Consider the following 21489-nt stretch of genomic DNA (forward strand, 5'->3'; position numbering starts at 1 on the left):
GCTTATCATGGTCGAGGATCGGTTGCCGGAGGACGTGATGTCGCCGAAGCTTTCGCATATGGCTGTCCTGACAGGGCAGTATGCGATGGCGGAAAATGCCGTGGCTCATGGCGGTCACGTGCGCACTATCGCTGCTGGTCACTATACGGTTGCCGGCCTTTCCCGGCAGGTGCGCCTTGGAGATTTCGTCGCGCATCGCTCGAAGACAGGGGTTCACCTCGGCGAGGTCGTGCGCGTCGAGCCGGAGCTGACCTATGTCTGTCCGATCGAGCCGGGCGAGCCGATCGGCATTCAGGACACCATCATCCGCAAGGGCGCCTTCCGCATTTCTCCCGATAACAGCTGGTGCGGCCGCACGATCAACTCGCTCGGCGAGCCGATCGACGGGCTCGGACCTCTGACGAACGGGCTCCAAGCGCGCTCGATCTCCAACACCGCGCCGCCCTCGATGACGCGCCAGCGCGTCGAAACCGGTTTCAAGACCGGCGTACGGGCTATCGATATTTTTTCACCGCTCTGCCTTGGCCAGCGCTTGGGCATCTTCGCCGGCTCCGGTGTCGGCAAGTCGACGCTTCTGTCGATGGTCGCCAGAGCGGAAGCCTTCGACAAGGTGGTGATCGCGCTTGTCGGCGAACGCGGCCGTGAAGTCCGCGAATTCATCGAGGATACGCTTGGCAGCCATATGCAGAAGGCGGTGGCCGTCGTCGCAACCAGTGACGAAAGTCCGATGCTGCGCAAGATGGCGCCCCTCTCGGCGATTACCATTGCCGAGCACTTTCGCGACCAGGGCGACAACGTATTGCTGATCGTCGATAGCGTCACGCGCTTTGCCCATGCCATCCGCGAAGTCGCGACCGCATCCGGTGAGCCGCCGATCGCTCGCGGATATCCCGCCTCCGTCTTCACCGAGTTGCCGCGTCTTCTCGAGCGGGCCGGGCCAGGTCCCGAAGGCACCGGCACCATCACAGCCATCATTTCCATTCTCGTCGACGGCGACAATCACAACGACCCGATCGCCGACTCCACTCGCGGTATTCTCGACGGTCATATCGTTCTGCAGCGCAGTCTCGCCGAGGAAGGTCGCTATCCGCCGATCGATCCGTTGGCGTCGGTTTCGCGTCTGGCGCGCAAGGCGTGGACGCCGGATCAGGAAAAGCTGGTCTCCAGACTGAAAGCCCTTGTGCATCGCTATGAGGAAACTCGCGATCTGCGCCTGATCGGCGGTTATCGCCAAGGCAGCGACGCGGATCTCGATATCGCCGTCCGCCAGGTGCCGATCATCTACGACATCCTGAAACAGACCCCGGGCGAAGGGCCCTCGGAAGACTCCTTCACCGATCTTGCGACTGCCTTGAAGAATGGCTCCGCCGCGGCGGTGCCGGTTCGGGCGAGGTGACGTCGCATGCGGGATCGCTTCAATCAAACATTGTTCGCAGCCAGCCGATATCGCGGCATCGGGTGCCGAAAGAGGGGGCAGACGTGAGAGAAACCGACGCAGACGAACCGGTCGCTCCGTTGAAACCGGCGAGGAGGCGAACCGTCACGGACAAGGCGTTGGCCTGCACCGGGCTGGTACTTGCCGGGGCTTCGGCCTTCTTCCCGTGGTATGTTTTCCTGAACCCTGACAAGTTCGGTATTCATGTGGCCGAGGGCGATCGCACCCGCGACCTGCCGAACTGGCCGGGCCGCGAGGTCGTGAGCGTCTCGCCGCTTGCCATGGTCAACAAGAACCCCGCCGAACCGAGAGATCTCATCCCGGATCCGTTGACCACAGCGACCGTCAGCAACACCGGCCGCGAGGACGACAAGGGTCCGGCTGCCGATCAGCAGCCGTTTCCGGGCAAGGTTCCATTCCATCTGCTGCACATCGTCAACGGTCGTGCGCTGATCGAGGACGATACGGGCATGTATGTCGTACGCGTCGGCTCGGTTCTGCCCGATAACAGCCGCTTGGCCTCGATCGAGCAGCGGGACGGAAAGTGGATCATCGTCACTTCAACGGGCGATATTTACGGCAACAATTGAAAGACCCGAAAGTGCCTGAGTTTCAGGCACTTTCAAGAGTTTGCAGGAACGCATTTCTCGCAAGTCCCACGCAAGATTATCCCGCTAGATTCCTAGTGTAAGAACGGAGAGAAGCCCATGCAACCGATTCAGCTTTTTGACCTGGCCTCGCGGCAAGCCGAGTGGCTTCAGGCGCGCCAGGAAGTCGTTGCCGGCAATATCGCCAATGCCAATACCCCGAAATATCGCGCCAAGGATGTCACGCCGTTCCAGGCTGTTCTGGACAACCAGAACATCGGCATGGCGAAGACCAATCCGGCGCATCTTTCGGGCAATGAATTCAGTTCGAGCGGCAATATCAACGTAGAGGAAGCGTCGCTCAATCAGGAAATAGGCGTTCAGGAGTCGGGTAACACCGTCGGCCTGGAGGACGAGCTCGCCAAATCCGGTGAAATCAAGCGCCAGTACAGCTTGAACACCGCGCTCGTAAGCTCCTTTCATCGCATGATGTTGATGACCGTAAAACAATAGATGAAGTGAAGATGTCATGGACCCGTTATCCGCCGCATTGAAGATCGCAGGCTCTGGCCTGGAGGCTCAATCGACTCGCCTGCGCGTCGTTTCCGAAAATATCGCCAACGCCCGTTCGACGGGTGACACTGCGGGCGCCGATCCCTATCGGCGCAAGACCGTGACCTTCGGCGCCGAAATGGATCGCGCCAACGGTCTCACCACGGTCGGAGTGAAGAAGCTCGGCCAGGATACGGGCAAGTTCATCCAGGAATATGATCCGGGCAATCCGGCCGCGGACCAGAAGGGCTACGTCAAGATGCCCAACGTGAACATCCTCGTCGAAATGGCCGATATGCGCGAAGCAAACCGGTCCTATGAAGCCAACCTGCAGACGGTCAGGCAGGCTCGCGACCTCATCTCTTCCACTATTGACCTGCTGAAGAACTCATAATGATCGACTCCATCAAGAATGTAGCCTCTCTCTCGGCAACCCGTGGTCTCGGCAGCATCGCTACCGACCTGACCTCCGCAGCTTCCAGCACGCTGAATGCCTCGCCGGCAGTCGCCATGGGAGCTGAAGCCGGAATGAACTTCGCTTCGGTCATGTCGAATGTCGCGAAGGATTCCGTCAACACGCTGAAGGAAGCCGAAAACGCCTCCTTCGCCGGCATGAAGGGAACGATGAGCACGCGCGAAGTCGTCGACAAGGTCATGCAGGCCGATCAGACCCTGCAGACCGCGATCGCACTGCGCGACAAGGTCGTTTCCGCCTTTCTCGATATTACGAGAATGCAGATCTAGAGCGGGGTTTCCCGCCCTAACTAACTGATTTCGCGTGAGTTGCTCGCTGACCGCACCCGGTTTCGACGATCACGCCCCAGCTCGAAGGACGAAAGCATGAGAGCGCTCGCAATTGCCGCAACGGGCATGGACGCCCAGCAGACCAATCTTGAAGTCATCGCGAACAACATCGCGAACATCAACACGACCGGTTACAAGCGTTCGCGCGCAGAGTTCTCCGACCTTCTCTATCAGACTGAGCGTGCCAAGGGCATCGCCAACCGGCCCAACCAGGCCGTGGTTCCGGAAGGCGCCAATATCGGTCTCGGCGTGCAGACCACTGCGGTGCGCAACATCCAGATCCAGGGACAATTGTCGCAGACGCAGAACGACCTCGACGTCGCGCTTGTCGGCCGTGGCTGGTTCCAGATCCAGATGCCCGACGGAACGACGGCCTACACCCGCGCGGGATCGTTCAACAAGAGCGATACCGGCCAGATCGTCACGCCCGATGGCAACGTGCTGGCGCCCGGAATCACCATTCCGAACAACGCCACCAACATCACCATCAACCAGTCCGGTCAGATCTCCGCCAATATCGGCACGGCCACGACGCCGACCACCCTCGGTCAGGTACAGATCGCCAACTTCGTCAATGAAGCCGGTCTGCAGCCCATGGGCAGCAACCTCTTCACACAGACGCCGGCCTCTGGCGATCCGGTCATCTCCGACCCGAACCAGAACGGCTTCGGCTACATGAAGCAGTACTATCTGGAGTCGTCGAACGTCGATCCGGTCAAAGAGATCACGGACCTGATCACCGCGCAGCGCGCCTACGAGATGAACTCCAAGGTCATCACGACGGCCGACGACATGGCGCAGATCGTCAGCAAGAACCTGAAGTAGCGGGAAGGACGGGCCAAACATGAGGTTTTGCCGGATGAAAAGCTTAGCAATGGCCTGGTTCGCCGCCGCGAGCCTTTCCGTCATGTTTGCAGCGCCCGCGGGCGCGGCAAGCGCCGACGCAGGCGGCATGGGCACCGCCGTGGTGCCGACGGAGACGATCTATCCCGGCGACATTATCAGCAGCGGTCAGCTCGAGGAGGTTGAGGTCACCAACCCCAACCTTACGGGCGATTATGCCAAGCGCATCCGGGAGGTTACCGGCAGGGTATCGAAGCGGACGCTGGTGCCCGGCCGCACCATCTCCATTTCCGCGCTGCGTCAGCCCTTTGCCGTGACGCGCGGCTCCAATGTCCGCCTGGTCATGAGCATGGGCACCATGACGATCACGGCAGCCGGCACGCCACTGGATGACGGTGCCATCGGCGACAGCGTGCGGGCCAGAAACATGGACTCCGGCATTATCGTCAACGGCACGGTTCTCGAAAACGGCACGATCCGCGTGGTCGCAAAATGAAACGGCTTCGTCAATTTCTCGCAGTCCTGTTTGCATTGCCCAGCCTGATCATCGCCGATCCGGCTGCCGCGATGCAATCGCGGATCAAGGACATCGCGTCGCTGCAATCCGGCCGCGACAACCAGCTTATCGGCTACGGCTTGATCGTCGGCCTCCAGGGAACGGGCGACAGCCTGCGCGCGTCGCCGTTCACCGAGCAATCCATGCGCGCGATGCTGCAAAATCTCGGCATCTCGACGCAAGGCGGCCAATCCGCCGCCAGGAATACCGCAGCCGTCATGGTGACGGCGAACCTGCCGCCGTTTGCCAGCCCCGGCAGCCGTATCGACGTGACGGTCAGCTCGCTCGGCGATGCAACGTCGCTGCGCGGCGGCACGCTCATCATGACGTCGCTCAGTGGCGCCGACGGCCAGATCTATGCGGTCGCGCAAGGGTCCGTCATCGTTTCCGGCTTCCAGGCACAGGGCGCGGCGGCATCCGTCACCGAAGGCGTCACCACGGCGGGCCGTGTCCCCGGCGGCGCCATCATCGAACGCGAATTGCCGTCCCGCTTCAAGGATTCGGTCAATCTGGTCCTGCAGCTGCGCAACCCAGATTTTTCCACCTCCATCCGTATTGCCGACACCGTCAACGCATGGGCGACCTCGCGCTTCGGCTCGCCGATTGCGGAGGCGAAGGATTCGCAGGAAGTCTCCATCAGCAAGCCGAAGATGTCGGATCTGACGCGACTGATGGCCGACATCGAGAATCTCAATGTCCAGACGGATACGCCGGCCAAGGTCGTGATCAACGAGCGCACCGGCACCATCGTCATCGGCGCCGACGTTCGCGTCTCCCCGGTTGCCGTCAGCTACGGAACGCTAACCGTGCAGGTGAGCGAGAACCCGCAGGTGATCCAGCCCGAGCCCTTCTCGAACGGACAGACTGCCATCCAGGACCAGACCGACATCACAGCCACGAAGAGCGGCGGCCGTGTCGCAGTGCTCGAGGGGCCTGACCTGAAGACGCTCGTTTCCGGCCTCAACAATATCGGCGTCAAGCCGGACGGCATCATCGCCATCCTGCAAGGCATCAAGTCTGCCGGCGCCCTGCAAGCGGAGCTCGTGCTGCAATGATATCGATCGTAAGCTCCAAGAAGATGCTCATCTCCTGCGGTCTGTCGGCTGTCTCCGCAGGGGCCATCTTGCTGCTGTCGCTTGGAGCGGGTGCGGCGCAACGGGCGCCGAAGCCTGTTGTCGATCCGGCCTCCAGCCAGGACGAGATCCGACAGTTCTGCACCAACATTGCCGATCCTGCCCGGGATCAACGCTACCTGCTTCAGAAGCAGGAGCTGGAAAAGCTGCAGGCTGACGTCGACAAGCGCATTGCCACCATGGAAAAGCGCAAGGCCGAATACGAGGACTGGCTCAAGCGTCGCGACGACTTCCTGAAGACGGCGGATGTGGGGCTGGTCGATATCTACAAGAATATGAAACCGGATGCCGCTGCGGCCAGCCTTAACGACGTTAGGACGACGACTGCGGCTGCGATCATCATGAAGCTTTCGGCGCGGCAGTCGAGCCTCATCCTCGCGGAGATGGATGCGAAAAAAGCGGCTACGATCACCAACATCATCGCCAGCGCATCCGACCCGAACACATCGAAGTCGAAGGACCCCTCATGAACACGCGCGTTAAGGCCGCCTGCGCAATCGTCGTCTTTCTCGCCGGTTGCCAGTCGCAGGCCATGAAGGAAATCGGCAGGGCGCCTGCCATGAGTCCGATCGGCAGCGGCCTGCAATATGCGCAGACGCCGCAGATGTCGCAATATCCGAAGCGGCCGCATCAGGTCGCGCAGGGCTATTCGCTCTGGAATGATTCGCAGGCTGCTCTCTTCAAGGACGCACGCGCGCTCAATGTCGGCGATATCCTGACGGTCACGATCCAGATCAACGACAAGGCGAATTGGGACAACGAAACCAACCGCAGTCGCGTGAACAAGAGCGACATGAACTGGAACATCGCCGCCAAGATCTTCGGCTGGCAGCCCGCCACGAATGCGACCGCGACCTCAGGCTCCGATACCAGCACGGACGGCAAGGGCAAGATGCAGCGCTCCGAGCAGATCAACCTGCTCGTCGCAGCTGTCGTCACGGGCATTCTGGAGAATGGCAACCTGATGATCAGCGGCTCGCAGGAGGTCCGCATGAACCAGGAAATCCGCATTCTCAACGTCGCCGGCATCGTGCGTCCGCAGGACGTCACTTCGGAGAACACGATTTCCTACGACAAGATCGCCGAAGCGCGCATCTCCTATGGCGGTCGCGGTCGTCTGACGGAAGTGCAGCAGCCGCCGCGAGGTCAGCAGGCAGTCGATCTGCTGTCGCCGCTCTGACGGCTGACGGCATCGGATAGTGAAAGCAAAAAGATAGAGCATTTCTGTAGCTCGGTTTGAAACGGAAATGCTCTAGATAACGGACGGACAGGGACATGGCTGCAGCCGCAGACGAATCAGCAAAAGGCAAGGGATCGCCACTCATCATGACGATCGTCGGGCTGCTCGTGCTGACCGTCCTCGGCGGCGGTGGCGGCTGGGTACTCGGCACCATGGTTGCGCCGAGGATCAAGGCAGCCGCTGCGGCCGTGCAGGCGAAAACACAGCCCGCCGGCGGCAAGCAGGCGGCCACTGCAGCGGCGGGACAGCCAAACGGCATCATCGCGCTCGACCCGATTACCACCAATCTCGCCTATCCCTCGCAGAGCTGGATAAGGCTGGAGCTGGCTCTGGTCTTCAAGGGTCAGCCGGACGCACAACTGGCTCAATCGATCCATCAGGATATCCTTGCTTACATCCGCACGGTGTCCCTGCAGCAGATCGAAGGGGCACGGGGCCTGCAATATCTTCGGGATGACATTCAGGAGCGTGTTGACCTGCGCTCGGAAGGGCGAGTATCGAAAGTTATGTTCAGAACTTTCGTGATCGAATGAGTCGACTAGCTCTTGCCCTGTCCATATTAGTCCTCGCTGCATTGTCGCCTGAGCTGGCGATGGCGCAGCAATTGTCGCAACAGCTCCCCACCGATCTTCTGAATGCCCCGGTAAACGGCTCGGTTGCGGCCTGGATCATCCGCACCTTCGGGCTTTTGACGATCCTGTCGATCGCGCCTGGCATCCTGATCATGGTGACGAGCTTTCCGCGCTTCATCATCGCCTTCTCGATCCTGCGCACCGGCATGGGCATTGCGACGACGCCGTCGAACATGATCCTGCTAAGTCTGGCTCTCTTCATGACGTTTTACGTCATGTCGCCGACCTTCGATCAGGCATGGAAGGACGGCGTGCAGCCGCTGCTCGCCAACCAGATTTCCGAAGCCGACGCCGTGCAGCGCATCGCCGAGCCCTTCCGCACATTCATGTCGAACAATACGCGCGACAAGGATCTGAAGCTGTTCGTCGATCTGGCGAAGGAGCGGGGACAGACGACCGTGGTCGACAACAAGATCGATTATCGTGTTTTGATCCCGGCTTTCATGATTTCGGAAATCCGCCGCGGCTTCGAGATAGGCTTCCTCGTCGTCCTGCCGTTTCTCGTCATCGACTTGATTGTGTCGACGATCGTCATGGCCATGGGCATGATGATGCTGCCGCCGACATCGATCTCGCTACCCTTCAAGATCCTGTTCTTCGTGCTGATCGATGGCTGGAATCTGTTGGTCGGCAGCCTCGTTCGCTCTTTCCATTGACGGATAAGCCCTCAGACGTGGTCTGAAGCGCATCGCGGTCCTTCAGGCTCGCTTCCTGTGCTCAGCTTTCTGATTTTACCGATATCGTAGCCGCGAGACTATGCAACGGCTTTACGGCGACGGCATGTTCTAAAAGAAACCGCCGGGAACTGCTTCCCGGCGGTTGTTTATGCTTGTTCGACTTTTCCGACTTACTCGGCGGCGATTGCCGCCGTGCTCGCGTCGTCCGTCATGAAGGGTTCGGTGCGGATCGGCAGCGCCGGCACATCCATATGGTCGGGTGCCAGCCCTTGCTTGGCGCGGTTCACCATCATCTCGAAGGCGGTCTCCAGATGATGTGTGAAGCGCTCGGCGTCGAAGAGCGGCTTGATGTAGCGATTCGCAACCAGCGTTTGCTTGAGCTGTGCAATGCGTTCCGGCTGGGCGGCAAGCGCCACCGCCATGTCTTCATAGGCCTTCATGTCGTCGACAACCAGTTCCGGCACGCCGATCGCGTTGAGCAGGCTTTCGCTCACGCGCGAGGCGAAGTTGGTGCCCTTGACAGTCAGAACCGGCAGGCCGCCCCACAGCTGCTCCGATGTGGTCGTATGACCGTTGACCGGGAAGGTGTCGAGGCCGAGATCGGCAAGCTGCTGACGATCGATATGTTCCTGATAATCGATACGGGAGGTGAAGACGACGCGCTTGCGGTTGATGCCGCGCGCTTCGAGACGAGCCCAGAGATTGGCCTCGGCGTGCGGGCCATTGCACAGCAGCCAGAGTACGCTGTCCTTGCTGCGCTTCAGGATGTTGCACCACACATCGATCATCTGCGAGGTGATCTTGCGGTTGCCGTTGAAGGACGCAAAGACGAAAGCATCTTCAGGCAGGCCATGCAGGGCACGGGTCGTCGGCCGCGGCTTTGGCCGGTTGAGCGGATCGTTCGGCTGATAGCACTCGGGCAGGCGGCAGAACTTCTCGTGGAAATGTTCCTTCGAGCGCTCCGGCAATACGTAGCGGTCGCCGATGATGTAATCGAGATCGATGTTGACCGTCGTGCCGGGGAAGCCCAGCCAGGCAACCTGGATCGGCGCGGCCATATGGTTGAAAATGTGAGCGCGGCTTGCTCTTGTGTGTCCCTTGAGGTCGATGAGGATGTCGATGCCGCGCGCGCGGATCTCAGCCGCCGCAGCCTGATCGGAATGGCCGCGGATATCGACCAGGGTTCCAAGCTTTGTGTAATCGAATTCCTCTTCCTGCTGGGCAAGCGGGTTCGAGTGGTCGAACAGCGTGACCTCAAACCGCTCCTTGTCACGCAGCTCGAGAACATGCTGCAGGAGCTTCATCGTCGCGTGTCCCGGCCAGAAGTCGGAGGAGACGTAGCCGATGCGGATCTTCCGCTCCCATGCGTGGGGGAGCTTGCGGCGGGTCTCGGCATGGTCTGCGGGCAGCGCTTCGGTATCGTGGATTGCGAGCTTGTTGATCGCTTCGTCACCACACCAGTGAAGGTGGAAGAACGGGTTGTCGGGGATTACGTGATCGAGCTTGCCTTGCGCCAGAGATGCCAGAACCGGTGCCATGTGCCTGTCGATGGCAGCCAGATCGGAGTCCTCGCGTGCGAAGATCAGATAGAGCGTCCGGAAGATGATGTTGTCCGGGTAGGTCTTGAACAACGTCGCGACGATGTGCTTGTTGCCCTCTTCATAGAGATCGTCGGTAAGAAGCGTTGCCGCCATAAACCGATGCTTCATCTCCGGTCCTTCGACCAGCACGCTCTTGAAGCCGGTCAGAAGTTCCTTTTGCTGGCGGCCAAGGAGAATGCGGCTGAGAGCGAAGGCAAGGTCCGGATCCTTGAACGCCAGCGGCAAGATGAGGCTGCCGACGGCGAGCGCCTGATCGTCGTTGCCGCATTCGCTATGGAGCAGCAGCGCTTCGCGCAGATAGTCTTCGCGGCGGGGCGGCTGCCTGCCTGCCAGTTCATAGGCGCTCGCCGCATCGGCCTTGAAGCCGAGCTTGAGCAGCGTCTTGGCCAGCAAGGCATAGGTCTTGGGTGACTGGTCGACGTTAAGCAAATCGTTCAGCGTTTCGAGCGCGCGCGTATATTGTCCCTTCTGATAGAAACCGGACGCTGTTGAGAAGGCGTTTTTCGTATTCACGAGCGAGAACTCCAAGCGGAATGTTGAACAGGCTCTCGTCAAAGGCCGAGTGCCGGCATCATGGATTCGCTCAATCATTGCTGACGTAGCTTGCCTGAAACCGAAGCAACCGTCGAAAATCCCTTTACGGATTCTTAGCCACGTTCCGTAGAGCCGTTTTCAGGCGGCCCGAATTTAAGAAATTGGCAAGCAATGGATGCGAGTTTCCTTGCGACATGACGGGTTTGGTCCTCTAGGAAGACGGATCGAGGGGCATGAAGCTGCTCCGTCATCGCCGGTATTTTCAGTCCGGTATGTCCTCCTTTCGTATCCAGTTTCCAGGGGACACACTCAATGACCAGCATTATCACCAACAATTCCGCAATGGCCGCTCTCCAGACGCTGCGTGGCATCAGCAGCAACCTGCAGGGCACCCAGGCAGCGGTTTCGTCCGGCCTGCGCATCTCCAAGGCTTCCGACAACGCCGCTTACTGGTCGATCGCGACAAGCATGAAGTCTGACAACGGCGCTATCGGCGCTGTTTCCGACGCTCTCGGCCTCGGCGCCGCAAAGGTTGACACCGCTTCGACGGCCGTCACCAGCTCTATCGACATCGTCGGCCAGATCAAGAACAAGCTTGCGACAGCCATGGAAGGCTCCGTCGACAAGAAGGCGGTTCAGGAAGAAATCGGCCAGCTGCAGCAGCAGCTGCAGAGCGTTGCTCAGTCGGCTTCGTTCAACGGCGAAAACTGGGTCATGGCGAAGAACGGCGGCTCGGCTTCGGTCGTCTCCTCCTTCATCCGCGGCACCAACGGCACGGTTTCGGTCAGCACGACCAGCTACAAGTTCGACAGCAGCTCGGTCGGTAACGTTCTGTTCGGCGCAACGGCATCCGGTACGCTTGATACGGCTTCCGGTATTCTTGGCACCAAGAACACCACTGTCGGCGCTTCGGTCTTCAGCCTTGACATCAGCAAGATGACCTCTGGCCAGATCTCCAGCGCCCTGAACATGGTTCAGACCGCTCTGAACTCCATGACCAGCATGGGTTCGAAGCTCGGCTCGATCTCCAGCCGTATCGACCTGCAGACGAGCTTTGCTTCTTCGCTCTCCGACTCGATCCAGTCGGGCGTTGGCAAGCTGGTTGATGCCAACATGGAACAGGAATCGAGCAAGCTGTCCGCTCTGCAGACGCAGCAGCAGCTGGCTGTTCAGTCGCTCTCGATCGCCAACTCCTCGACCCAGTCGATCCTGTCGCTCTTCCGCGGCTAATAGATTTCGGCGGCGACCGCCGAGCGAAATCTTAAAAAATACGTTAACCGCGCCTACCTAAGGCGCGGTTTTTTTTATTTTTTTGGTTTTTGGCAGGTTCAAGATTTCTTAACCATATTGCTGTTTCTTAGGACCATCGAAACGGCGAGTTAACCCTAACGGATTGGGTTAACAGGCATGATGCTGAATGCCGTTACCGGTTTTAGGTCCGGAATGTCCCTTATTTCAACCACTGCCAAAAGGGGCAAATATTATGACGAGCATTCTTACCAACAACGCCGCAATGGCCGCCCTCCAGACGCTGCGTGGCATCAGCAGCAACCTGCAGCAGACGCAGAGCCATGTTTCGTCCGGCCTGCGCATCTCTAAGGCTTCCGACAACGCCGCTTACTGGTCGATCGCGACCAGCATGAAGTCCGACAACGGCGCTATCGGCGCTGTTTCCGACGCGCTTGGCCTCGGCGCCGCAAAGGTTGACACGGCTACCACCGCTGCCACCAGCGCGATCGACATCGTCGGCCAGATCAAGAACAAGCTTGCAACCGCCATGGAACCTTCGGTCGACAAAAAGTCGGTCCAGGAAGAAATCGGCCAGCTGCAGCAGCAGCTGCAGAGCGTTGCTCAGTCGGCTTCGTTCAACGGCGAAAACTGGGTCATGGCGAAGAACGGCGGCTCGGCTTCGGTCGTCTCCTCCTTCATCCGCGGCACCAACGGCACGGTTTCGGTCAGCTCGACCAGCTACAAGTTCGACAGCAGCTCGGTCGGTAACGTTCTGTTCGGCGCAACCTCGACGGGCGCTCTGGATACGGCTTCCGGTATTCTTGGCACCAAGAACACCACTGTCGGCGCTTCGGTATTCAGCCTTGACATCAGCAAGATGACCTCTGGCCAGATCTCCAGCGCCCTGAACATGGTTCAGACCGCTCTGAACTCCATGGTCAGCATGAACTCGCGCCTCGGCTCGATCTCGGCTCGTATCGACTTGCAGACGAGCTTTGCCTCTTCGCTCTCCGACTCGATCCAGTCGGGCGTTGGCAAGCTGGTTGACGCCAACATGGAACAGGAATCGAGCAAGCTGTCCGCTCTGCAGACACAGCAGCAGCTGGCCGTCCAGTCGCTCTCGATCGCCAACTCCTCGAGCCAGTCGATCCTGTCGCTCTTCCGCGGCTAATAGGCTCCGGCGTCGACCGCCGACCGAAAATCTTAAACAAGACGTCAACCGCGCCTGCACAAGGCGCGGTTTTCGCTTTCTGGCCAGTTGCATGGCGATACAGGGCCACCCACGCGAAGAAGTCGCGTGAAAATGTCGTTTCCTCGCAACCGAAACGACAATCGCTCGGCCCTCTCCGCGAAAATACCGCGGTTGCCTTCATCACATGATTGGGTTTCGCCTTGATGCCGTCTGAGTTTGTTAACTATTACAGACGGTGTTAACCTTTTATTAACGCTATTATTGTCAGTTGCAGCTAACGCAACGGTTGGTTAACCTCTCCTAAGAGCCGGTTAACAAGCATGAGGCTGATTGCCGTTCCCGGCCGCAGACCGGAATGTCCCTTCCTATTTCAGCCACAAGGGGCACCCTCGATGACTAGCATTCTCACCAACGACGCGGCGATGTCCGCTCTCCAGACTCTGCGCTCGATCAGCAGCAATCTTCAGGATACCCAGAGCCGCGTTTCCTCAGGCTATCGTGTCGCCAAGGCATCGGACAATGCCGCCTACTGGTCGATCGCCACCACCATGCGTTCCGACAACAGCGCGCTTTCCGCGGTGTCCGATGCACTGGGGCTGGGAGCCGCAAAAGTCGACACGGCCTACACGGCGATGGATAACGCCATAACCGTGGTGCAGCAGATTAAGGACAAGCTCGTCGCCGCGACAGAAAACAGTGTTTCCAAAAGCGATGTACAGGAAGAGATCACGCAGCTTCAGCAGCAGTTGCAGAGCATCGCTCAATCCGCGTCCTTCTCCGGCCAGAACTGGATGTTCGCGGCCAACGGCGCGTCGGCATCGGTTGTATCTTCGTTTGTGCGCAATAATGACGGCACCGTTGCTGTCAACAGCACCAGCTACAGTTTCAACACTGGCTCTCACGGCAACGTCTTGTTTGGCGCGAAGTCCGGCGGCGGGCTCGATACCACTTCAGGCATTCTCGGAAGCAAGCAGACGATCGGCAGCAAGTCCTATTCCGTCTTCAGCCTCGACATCACCAATATGACCGGCGGCGACATTGGCAAAGCGATGAACCTTGTCCAGGGCGCGCTCAGCGCTTTGACCAGCACGTCTTCACAGCTTGGTTCGCTCTCGACCCGTATCGATCTGCAGACAAGCTTCGTCTCCACCCTGCGCGATACGATCGACTCGGGCGTCGGCAAGCTGGTCGATGCGAACATGGAGGAAGAGTCGAGCAAGCTGTCTGCCCTGCAAACGCAGCAACAGCTGGCGATACAGTCATTGCAGATCGCCAATACCAGCGCGCAGAGTGTCTTGTCGCTCTTCAAAGCTTGATCGGAGCTTGCGCTAGGATAGCGCGACGGCATTTCCCTCTTGTCGTCGCGCGTTGGCTTTTGTTAACCTTATCGACAACTGATTTGCAGTACTTATTCAAGAGTTGGCTCTCGGCTTGCTTCAAAGCGAGGGCGGCGTCTTGTTTTAGCGACGGGCCGCGCTGGGAAGTCTCCCGCTGGTGGGCATGAGGCCAATCGTTGCTGCCGGACCGGTCCGGTTTGCCAATCCCAATGGAATTACGGATTTTCTGATGAGCAATGTGACGGCGAATGGGGCCACGTCTGCGGCATTGACCGTGTTACGCGGAGTCAACAAGGATCTCGGTGTCGTGCAGCAGCAGGTCTCGTCCGGCCTCCGCATCAAGAACGCGAGTGACGATCCTACCTATTGGTCGATGGCGACCACCATGCGCTCGGATCAGAGCAGCCTTTCGACCATCAACGATGCCCTTGGTCTCGGCTCTTCCAAGGTCGACACCGCATCGACAGCCATGGATACGGTCGTCGGCCTGCTGACCCAGATCCAGTCCAAGCTGGTTTCGGCAAAGGAGCCCGGCACCGACAAGACCGCCATCAATGCCGATATCCAGCAGCTCAAGAATCAGCTGCAATCGGTTACGCAGTCGGCATCTTTCTCCAATGAGAATTGGCTCTACAACACCGAAGCACATCCTACCACACAGCAGTCGGTCATCAGCAACTTCACCCGCGGCACGGGCGGGCAAATCAGTCTGGCGACGATCGGCTACGACAGCTCCCAAACCCTGATGATCGATACCGCCGATGCGAGCCGTGGACTTTTGACGAAGAATGTCGACGCCAGCACGTCGAGTGGCGGTGGCGCGGCGTCCCGCAACTATTATCTTCTGGCAGCCGCCGGGGGCACGCCGCCGGCCGGTGGTACTGAAATTGCCATTTCGAGCACCACCACGGACGATCAGCTCAATGACATGCTCAACGTCACGAATTCGCTTCTGAAGTCTGCCACGTCAGCGGGTTCGACGCTGGGTATGATGAAGTCGAATATCGACGACCAGGCGGACTATATTTCCAAGCTCACCGACAGCATCAAGAGCAGCGTCGGCGATATGGTCGACACGAACATGGAAGAAGCAGCGGCGCGGCAATCGGCCCTGCAGACTGCACAGCAGATGGGCGTTCAGGCGCTGTCGATCGCCAATGGCATGGCAAGCAAGGTTTTGATTATCCTGCAGGCGAAATGATGCCGCGCGGCATAGCCCGATAGGCAGTGCCGTCCCGCATTCATCCTCGCACAAGTTTGACTGCCTACGGTCCGGCGCAGTGGCATGGTTGCGCCGCAGTTCGCTGGAGATAGTCGCATCTCCGGCGGCGTTGCCAGAGGACGGAAACCGGAAGCGTGATGATCGACGTTTTGAGAATGGGAAATGATCGGCCCTCTTGTGGCATCCACATGCAGCGTCGCGCCGACGCCAATGGGGAGACGTACGCGTGAGCCCGGCAATATCCCGATACCTCAAGGATTTCAGCGCCGAACAGGCGCCGCTTCCAGATATGCCGGACATGGCTTTCGCCGAGCCGCTGGAGTTTCACGACACTGCGGTGGAGCCGCCGGTCGATGTCGAGGCCGAGCGTCGCGCCGCCTATGCGGAAGGACACGAAACGGCGACGCAGGAACTGTCTGAAAAGCATCGCGCCGAGTGCGACGCGATGACCCTTTCCTTTCGAGCCGAAATGGATGCTCTGCGGGCACGCTATGAAGAACAGGCAGCGGAGCGAATTGCCGCGGATCTGACTCGCATCGCCACGATGCTCGGCCAGGCCATCAGCGCGGAAGCCGCCGCGGTTCTCGCGCCGATCATGACCGAGACGATGACGATGAAGGCTGTCGCCGATCTAGCCGACCTGGTCAGGACCGCAATCCTCGATGGCGGCGCAGGTCCCATTTCCGTAAGCGGTCCACGACATCTCTTCGAAGCCCTTCAGGCCAATCTTGGTGAAGATGCCGCTCTCCTGCGTCATGTCGAAGCCGAAGATGTCGATCTTACGGTGACCATCGGCGAGAGCGTTCTTGTGACCCGCATGTCTGCCTGGGCCGCCAGCTTGAAAGAGATTCTGAAATGAGCGACGGCGATCAAAATCACGGCAAGCACGAGATCATCATCGTCAAGCGTCACGGCGGCGGCGATCATGATGGCGGTCATGGCGGAGCATGGAAAATCGCCTATGCCGACTTTATGACGGCTATGATGGCTTTTTTCCTCGTCATGTGGCTGGTGAATGCCGCCAACGAGGAGACGAAGGCCTCTGTCGCGTCCTATTTCAACCCCATCAAGCTCGCTGACGAGAAGCCCACGGAGAAGGGGCTCAAGAAGCCCGTCGACAAGGCCGAGGGCGAAAAGAATCAGCAGAAATCGGATAAGGCACAGGACAAGCCGAATGACGGCAAGTCCGCAAAGACTGGTGAGGACCTGACGGCGACATCGGGCGACCAGACGAACTATTCCGAGGCCGATTTCTTCGAAAATCCTTATTCCGTGCTGGCTGAAATCGCACAGGAAGTCGGCCAGCAGGCCAATGTCAGCGCCAAGGGCGAGGGCGGTGCGGCTCAGTCCGGTCCTGCCACGGGCGCCGATGGTGGTCAGGCCTATCGCGATCCCTTCGATCCGGATTTCTGGACCAAGCAGGTTCAGGTCTCAAGCGCCTCGAAGAAGGCGAATGAGGAACAGTCCGCCAAGTCGGATCAAGCGCCTAAGGGGGAAGTCATCGCCCTGTCCAAGGCAACGGCCGCCGATAGCGGCCTGCCTGCCGATCAGCCGCAGATCGCGGAGCAGCAGCCGACGCAGAGCGAGCCGCGAGCTACCGGCAAGCAGGCGCAACAGCAACAGGTCGCCAGTGCCAAGGAACAAGGCAGCGCCTCAAGTTTCGACGATAACGCTGCCGTCTCCCAGAATAAGGACGTTCAGCCGACCAAGGCCCAGCAGCAGGAAGCCAAGCAACTGCAGCAGGAGATACAGGCGCAGATCGGCGGCATTGCCGGTCAGCTGGCCGAGGGACTGCAAGTCACGGCGGCCGAAGGCGGCGTGCTGGTCACCATCTCCGACCAGAGCAACGATCCGATGTTCAATATCGGTTCCGCCGTGCCGCGCCGGGAAATGGTGCTGGCAATGGAGAAGATCGGGAAGGTTCTCGCGGAGCGCAACGGGTCGATCCTTATCCGCGGCCACACCGATGGACGCCCCTACATGGTCAGCGGCCGCAACGACAACTGGCGTCTGTCGCTCGATCGTGCCCAGAGCGCCTATTACATGCTGACGAGCAGCGGTCTTGACGAGAAGCGGATCTCGCAGGTCTCCGGATTTGCCGATCGGCGGCTGAAGCTGCCCAACGATCCCTTCAACGACGCCAACCGCCGTATCGAGATCCTGATCGTCAATGCGCCGACCCAGGCCGCGAAGGATCCCGCAAAGTCCGATGGCCAGAGCCCCGTCAAACAGGCACCGGAAAAAGCCAAGCCCGGCCAAGGCAAGCAGGGATAGTCCATGGCGCGCAAAACGCATCGTCATCGTCTTGCACTCGCGTTGACCTTCGGCGTTCTGGCGCCGGTGGGCGCTCGTGCCGAGGGGCCGGACAACCTGCCGCTCTACAAGATGCTGCGCTCGCTCGAATTCGTTCAGGATTCCGTGGTCGCGGGTGACAGCTCTGCCGGAGAGATGCAGCGGTTCCTGCTGTCCACGATAGATGCTCGCCTGCGCAATGCCGACAAGTCGGTGTTCGAAGATACGCGCAATGTCGATGCTGCCCTGGCCTACGCGATGAGCGGCGGCAATCCGGAAACGCTCGAATATCTAATGCAGCGCGACGTCAACGGCAATTTCGACAACCGCGTTGCCGATGTTCTCAGAAAATATCTGAACGGCAAGGGTCTGCTGGTGGTCAACACTCTTGCGGACATCGCCAAGGAATATCGCGACAAGCCGATCGGTCCTTATCTTTCGCTGGTCGCCGGCAATGTCATGTCCGGCAAGAATGCCATGGCGGCCTTGAAGCTCTACGATTGGGCCCGTGTGATGGCGCCCGGCACGATCGTCGAGGAATCGGCGTTGCGCCGTTCGCTCGCGCTATGCGCCGATGCCGGGCTGGTGCCGCTGGGGCTTGAATATTCGCAGCGCTATACGAGACGCTTCCTGCATTCTCCCTATGCCAGCCAATTTGCCGACCTCTTCGTGCAGCTTGTGGTGGATCACGATTCCGACGTCAAGCAGCAGGATATCATCGACATTCTGTCGTTCATGGATCCGCCGAGGCAGCGGGAGATCTATCTGCGCATGGCGCGCCGTGCCGCGATTGCCGGCAAGTCCGATCTGGCGGCGCTGGCTGCCGGCCGTGCCCAGGCGATCTCCAGCGACGGCACCGATAGCTTCGACGCTTTGGCGGGCTTTTACGGCGGCGTTGCCGGCGTCTCGACGCCGGGTCTGGAGGCGGCGATCAGCAACCTCAACCAGATGCCTGCCGGCGAATTGAACGCGCAGGATAGAGCTCTGCGAGATGCGGCGAAGGCCGTGGCGCAGGAGATCCTGCGGACGCCCGATCCTGCAAGCCTCGGGCAAGGCAACGTTCCTAACCTGCCCAATCAACAGAATACTGAACACGATGCTGCTGTGACGAAACAAACGGGAGGCCAGTCTCCCGGCACGGCGGGTGTTGAGCAGGGAGCCGCGGCAAAGGCAGCTCCCGCCCCGGAGGGAGGGAGGCAGGAGGCCGACTCTTCGTTCAACGCATTCGTCACGACGAGCCGCTCGAAGCTGGACGCTATCGACGGCATGTTGAAGCAGGAAAGTCATTGATCATGAACGACATCGGTGTCTCTGGCGCCTCGTCCGGCGCAGATATTGTTGCGGCCGCCAAGGGCTCCCGCTCGGGGAAGCAGGACGATGGCAAGGGCTTTCTCGATGCGCTGGCCAGCTCCCTCGGCGACGGGCGTAAATCGTCCGGCACGAATGTCGGTACGGGTGCGACCCAGACAGCCAATGACAACACGGACGGGGACGCGGGCACGACAAAGGCGACCGTTGGCAATCCAGCGCTTGCCATTGATGGTGGCCTCAACGCCGGGGGCGTTATGATCGATACATCTGTGGCGAATATCGCCAATTTGGCGAAGGGAGCGAAGTCTCCCCAGGGAGCCGGACCTCTGTCGCTTTCAAAGTCGTTGATAGACCTTCAGAAGGCAGCGCAGGCGATGGCTGGCGCCGACCCTTCTGCCCCTGATGCGAATGATCCGGTGGCTACAAAGCCGGATGTCGGCCAACTTCCCGCACAGACAGATGCCGCGACACAGCTTGCCGAGGTTGCGCAGCAACTGGCCGAAGCTGTTGGAGGTGGCCAAGTCTTGCCGACTGATGGTAGCGGCAAGGCGCCCTCCGTCAAAGGCGATAAGAACCCTTCCACGACCGATGATGGTAAGGCAACGGCGACGCAAGGCACCCAGGTTACGAATACCATCACCGATGCGCTGTCGCTTCTGAACGTCGCGCAGACCGTCGCCGTGGCGCAGGATGCTGCTGTGGCAGGCGGACAGGCTCGCAGCGATCCCAAGGTGCAGGGGCTAACGATCTCCAACGCAGGACTAAAGGAAGCGGCGTCCGATACAGGGCAGGCCATGCCGGGTGACAGCGCGACCGCGGATACGGCGCAGACCTTCCGGCTGGCGCGCGCAGATGGGCGAAGCGGTGCGCTGGATATGTCGACCGCCAAGCGCGGCGACGATGCGGCCGATATCAAGATATCCGCTCCTGCAGGCGGCGATGCCCAGGCTGTGACTGTTCTCGAATCCCGCCGCTACCTCGGGCTTGCGGGCAATTCGGCACTGGTCGCCGGTTCGCTCGCAGGAGATCGCGATTGGTCGGCAGCGATGCAGCCTGGCTCTGCCCTTTCCAATGCCGCCAATCTCACCAGCACCGGCAAGGTCGTCAACACGCTCAAGATTCAGTTGAGCCCTGACAATCTCGGCGACGTGACCGCCACGATGCGACTGTCGGGCGATCAGTTGACCGTCGATCTGAAGGTACAGACCGGCGAGGCCTACAGGCAGCTGCACGCCGATCAGAGCCACATGATCGATGCGCTGCGGGCACAGGGCTATCAGGTCGACAGCATCACCGTCACGCTGGCCTCCAGCACGGATCAACAGTCGGATGGCAGCCGGCAGTCCGGATCGAACCAACAGCAGCAATCTCTGCTGAACCAGGGACAGGGCGGCGACGCGCGTCCTAGGGGCCAGAATTTTTCGGGGCAACAGGCAGATGGAAGCAACGGCAATCGGAGTTCGAGTGAGCGCGGCTTGGAAGATGGCGCTGGTAGTAGTGCTCAGCGTTCTCGCTCTGGTGCGGTTTACCTCTGATGCTGAAGCATCGGGGAACCCGTCGCCGCCGAATAATGGCGCCGCCGGCCTCTGCGAGCGAGAAATCCAGTCTGCAGCTGCGAAATATGGAATACCGGAGGGGATACTTTATTCAGTTGGTTTGACCGAGACGGGGCGCAAGGGATCGCTCTATCCCTATGCGCTCAATGTCGAGGGACGACCGATTTTCCCACCGTCCGAGAATGCTGCCCTGCAGGTTTTTGCCGCTGCGCGGCAGAATGGCGCGAAGCTGATCGACATCGGCTGCATGCAGATAAACCAGTATTTTCACGGCGAGAATTTTACCTCCGTGGAGGCCATGTTCGACCCACGCAGCAACGTCGAATATGCTGCCAAGTTTCTCCGCAATCTTCATGACAGGCATGAGACCTGGACGATGGCGGTAGCAAGATACCACGCCGGCCCGAACAACGACCCCGCCCAGAAGGTCTATGTTTGCCGTGTGATCGCCAATCTGGTCGCCACGGGTTACGGCAAATGGACGCCCAACGCGGCAACATTCTGCCGGAATTAAACAACCTATAGGTTGTATTGGCCTTCTGGTTAGCAGGCGCTAACCCTTGCGCTGCGATTGACTGCCATCAGATTGCCTAAAAGGCGCGTGTTAACGATAAGCTAACTAACAGGTTTTTTATCGGTGTAAATCGAAGTTCACCCACTATATGTAGTGCAAATCGCACCCTTATGGTTAATCAATTATTAATTTCCGCCACTCATTTCCGACAGTTGTTCGTGATTCGCCCGATTCGTACCCA

Annotated in this window: 22 protein-coding genes; 21 read left to right on the forward strand and 1 reads right to left on the reverse strand. The window is 59.6% G+C overall.

What is annotated here, in order from left to right:
• Positions 1-7 precede the first annotated feature (7 nt).
• The 12 genes from fliI (at position 8) to fliP (ending at position 8438) form a co-directional block, all read left to right on the forward strand.
• Positions 8-1396, forward strand: a complete 1389-nt coding sequence (gene fliI, locus ACIQJ2_RS24145; RefSeq protein WP_400676104.1) for a flagellar protein export ATPase FliI — start codon at positions 8-10, stop codon at positions 1394-1396.
• Positions 1397-1479: 83 nt separating this feature from the next.
• Positions 1480-2025, forward strand: coding sequence for a flagellar protein (locus tag ACIQJ2_RS24150; protein WP_400676102.1), 546 nt, complete (start codon positions 1480-1482; stop codon positions 2023-2025).
• 117 nt (positions 2026-2142) lie between these two features.
• The gene (gene flgB, locus ACIQJ2_RS24155; protein WP_199150183.1) at positions 2143-2535 is read left to right on the forward strand and encodes a flagellar basal body rod protein FlgB; all 393 of its coding nucleotides are present in this window, start codon (positions 2143-2145) and stop codon (positions 2533-2535) included.
• A gap of 16 nt (positions 2536-2551) precedes the next feature.
• Positions 2552-2968 (forward strand): flagellar basal body rod protein FlgC, encoded by a 417-nt coding sequence (gene flgC, locus ACIQJ2_RS24160; RefSeq protein WP_199150184.1) that lies wholly within the window; start codon positions 2552-2554, stop codon positions 2966-2968.
• Complete coding sequence (locus ACIQJ2_RS24165; RefSeq protein WP_199090086.1) at positions 2968-3318, forward strand: flagellar hook-basal body complex protein FliE; 351 nt, start codon at positions 2968-2970, stop codon at positions 3316-3318. The genes flgC and ACIQJ2_RS24165 overlap by 1 nt, the downstream gene beginning before the upstream one ends.
• A 96-nt stretch (positions 3319-3414) precedes the next feature.
• On the forward strand, positions 3415-4203 hold the full coding sequence (gene flgG / locus ACIQJ2_RS24170; protein WP_199150185.1) for a flagellar basal-body rod protein FlgG: 789 nt from the start codon (positions 3415-3417) through the stop codon (positions 4201-4203).
• A gap of 19 nt (positions 4204-4222) precedes the next feature.
• Positions 4223-4717 carry a flagellar basal body P-ring formation chaperone FlgA gene (flgA, locus tag ACIQJ2_RS24175; protein WP_199150186.1) on the forward strand — a complete coding sequence of 165 codons (495 nt, stop codon included), beginning with the start codon at positions 4223-4225 and terminating at the stop codon, positions 4715-4717.
• Entirely contained in the window at positions 4714-5832 is a 1119-nt protein-coding gene (locus ACIQJ2_RS24180) for a flagellar basal body P-ring protein FlgI (protein WP_199090083.1), read from the forward strand. The genes flgA and ACIQJ2_RS24180 overlap by 4 nt, the downstream gene beginning before the upstream one ends.
• Positions 5829-6380 (forward strand): MotE family protein, encoded by a 552-nt coding sequence (locus ACIQJ2_RS24185; RefSeq protein ID WP_400676099.1) that lies wholly within the window; start codon positions 5829-5831, stop codon positions 6378-6380. The genes ACIQJ2_RS24180 and ACIQJ2_RS24185 overlap by 4 nt, the downstream gene beginning before the upstream one ends.
• Complete coding sequence (gene flgH, locus ACIQJ2_RS24190; RefSeq protein WP_199150187.1) at positions 6377-7090, forward strand: flagellar basal body L-ring protein FlgH; 714 nt, start codon at positions 6377-6379, stop codon at positions 7088-7090. Before ACIQJ2_RS24185 ends, flgH begins: the two co-directional genes overlap by 4 nt.
• Positions 7091-7185: 95 nt before the next feature.
• Positions 7186-7683, forward strand: coding sequence for a flagellar basal body-associated FliL family protein (locus tag ACIQJ2_RS24195; protein WP_400676096.1), 498 nt, complete (start codon positions 7186-7188; stop codon positions 7681-7683).
• Positions 7680-8438 (forward strand): flagellar type III secretion system pore protein FliP, encoded by a 759-nt coding sequence (fliP, locus tag ACIQJ2_RS24200; protein WP_199150189.1) that lies wholly within the window; start codon positions 7680-7682, stop codon positions 8436-8438. Before ACIQJ2_RS24195 ends, fliP begins: the two co-directional genes overlap by 4 nt.
• 191 nt (positions 8439-8629) lie before the next feature.
• On the opposite strand, the gene ACIQJ2_RS24205 is transcribed toward fliP, so the two are convergent.
• The gene (locus ACIQJ2_RS24205) at positions 8630-10573 is read right to left on the reverse strand and encodes a glycosyl transferase (RefSeq protein WP_400676094.1); all 1944 of its coding nucleotides are present in this window, start codon (positions 10571-10573) and stop codon (positions 8630-8632) included.
• A 333-nt stretch (positions 10574-10906) separates the two neighbouring features.
• Between ACIQJ2_RS24205 and ACIQJ2_RS24210 the strand changes: the two genes are divergently transcribed.
• The 9 genes from ACIQJ2_RS24210 to ACIQJ2_RS24250 all read left to right on the forward strand — a co-directional run bounded on the left by ACIQJ2_RS24210 (position 10907) and on the right by ACIQJ2_RS24250 (position 21248).
• Positions 10907-11824: a flagellin gene (locus ACIQJ2_RS24210; RefSeq protein ID WP_199150191.1), complete on the forward strand. Its 918-nt coding sequence runs from the start codon at positions 10907-10909 to the stop codon at positions 11822-11824.
• Positions 11825-12077: 253 nt separating this feature from the next.
• Positions 12078-12995, forward strand: a complete 918-nt coding sequence (locus ACIQJ2_RS24215; RefSeq protein WP_400676092.1) for a flagellin — start codon at positions 12078-12080, stop codon at positions 12993-12995.
• A gap of 413 nt (positions 12996-13408) precedes the next feature.
• Positions 13409-14332, forward strand: a complete 924-nt coding sequence (locus tag ACIQJ2_RS24220; RefSeq protein ID WP_199150193.1) for a flagellin — start codon at positions 13409-13411, stop codon at positions 14330-14332.
• Positions 14333-14582: 250 nt separating this feature from the next.
• Positions 14583-15554 carry a flagellin gene (locus tag ACIQJ2_RS24225; protein ID WP_400676090.1) on the forward strand — a complete coding sequence of 324 codons (972 nt, stop codon included), beginning with the start codon at positions 14583-14585 and terminating at the stop codon, positions 15552-15554.
• A 247-nt stretch (positions 15555-15801) separates the two neighbouring features.
• On the forward strand, positions 15802-16434 hold the full coding sequence (locus tag ACIQJ2_RS24230; protein ID WP_400676088.1) for a hypothetical protein: 633 nt from the start codon (positions 15802-15804) through the stop codon (positions 16432-16434).
• Entirely contained in the window at positions 16431-17849 is a 1419-nt protein-coding gene (locus ACIQJ2_RS24235) for a MotB family protein (protein ID WP_400676086.1), read from the forward strand. The genes ACIQJ2_RS24230 and ACIQJ2_RS24235 overlap by 4 nt, the downstream gene beginning before the upstream one ends.
• Before the next feature lie 3 nt (positions 17850-17852).
• Positions 17853-19157 (forward strand): chemotaxis protein MotC, encoded by a 1305-nt coding sequence (motC, locus tag ACIQJ2_RS24240; protein WP_400676084.1) that lies wholly within the window; start codon positions 17853-17855, stop codon positions 19155-19157.
• Between the two features lie 2 nt (positions 19158-19159).
• Entirely contained in the window at positions 19160-20713 is a 1554-nt protein-coding gene (locus tag ACIQJ2_RS24245) for a flagellar hook-length control protein FliK (protein WP_400676082.1), read from the forward strand.
• Entirely contained in the window at positions 20661-21248 is a 588-nt protein-coding gene (locus ACIQJ2_RS24250; protein ID WP_199150944.1) for a lytic transglycosylase domain-containing protein, read from the forward strand. Before ACIQJ2_RS24245 ends, ACIQJ2_RS24250 begins: the two co-directional genes overlap by 53 nt.
• The last annotated feature ends 241 nt before the right edge of the window (positions 21249-21489 follow it).

Origin of the sequence: Rhizobium sp. NPDC092011, from assembly GCF_044756305.1 — a bacterium.
Classification (GTDB): domain Bacteria; phylum Pseudomonadota; class Alphaproteobacteria; order Rhizobiales; family Rhizobiaceae; genus Rhizobium.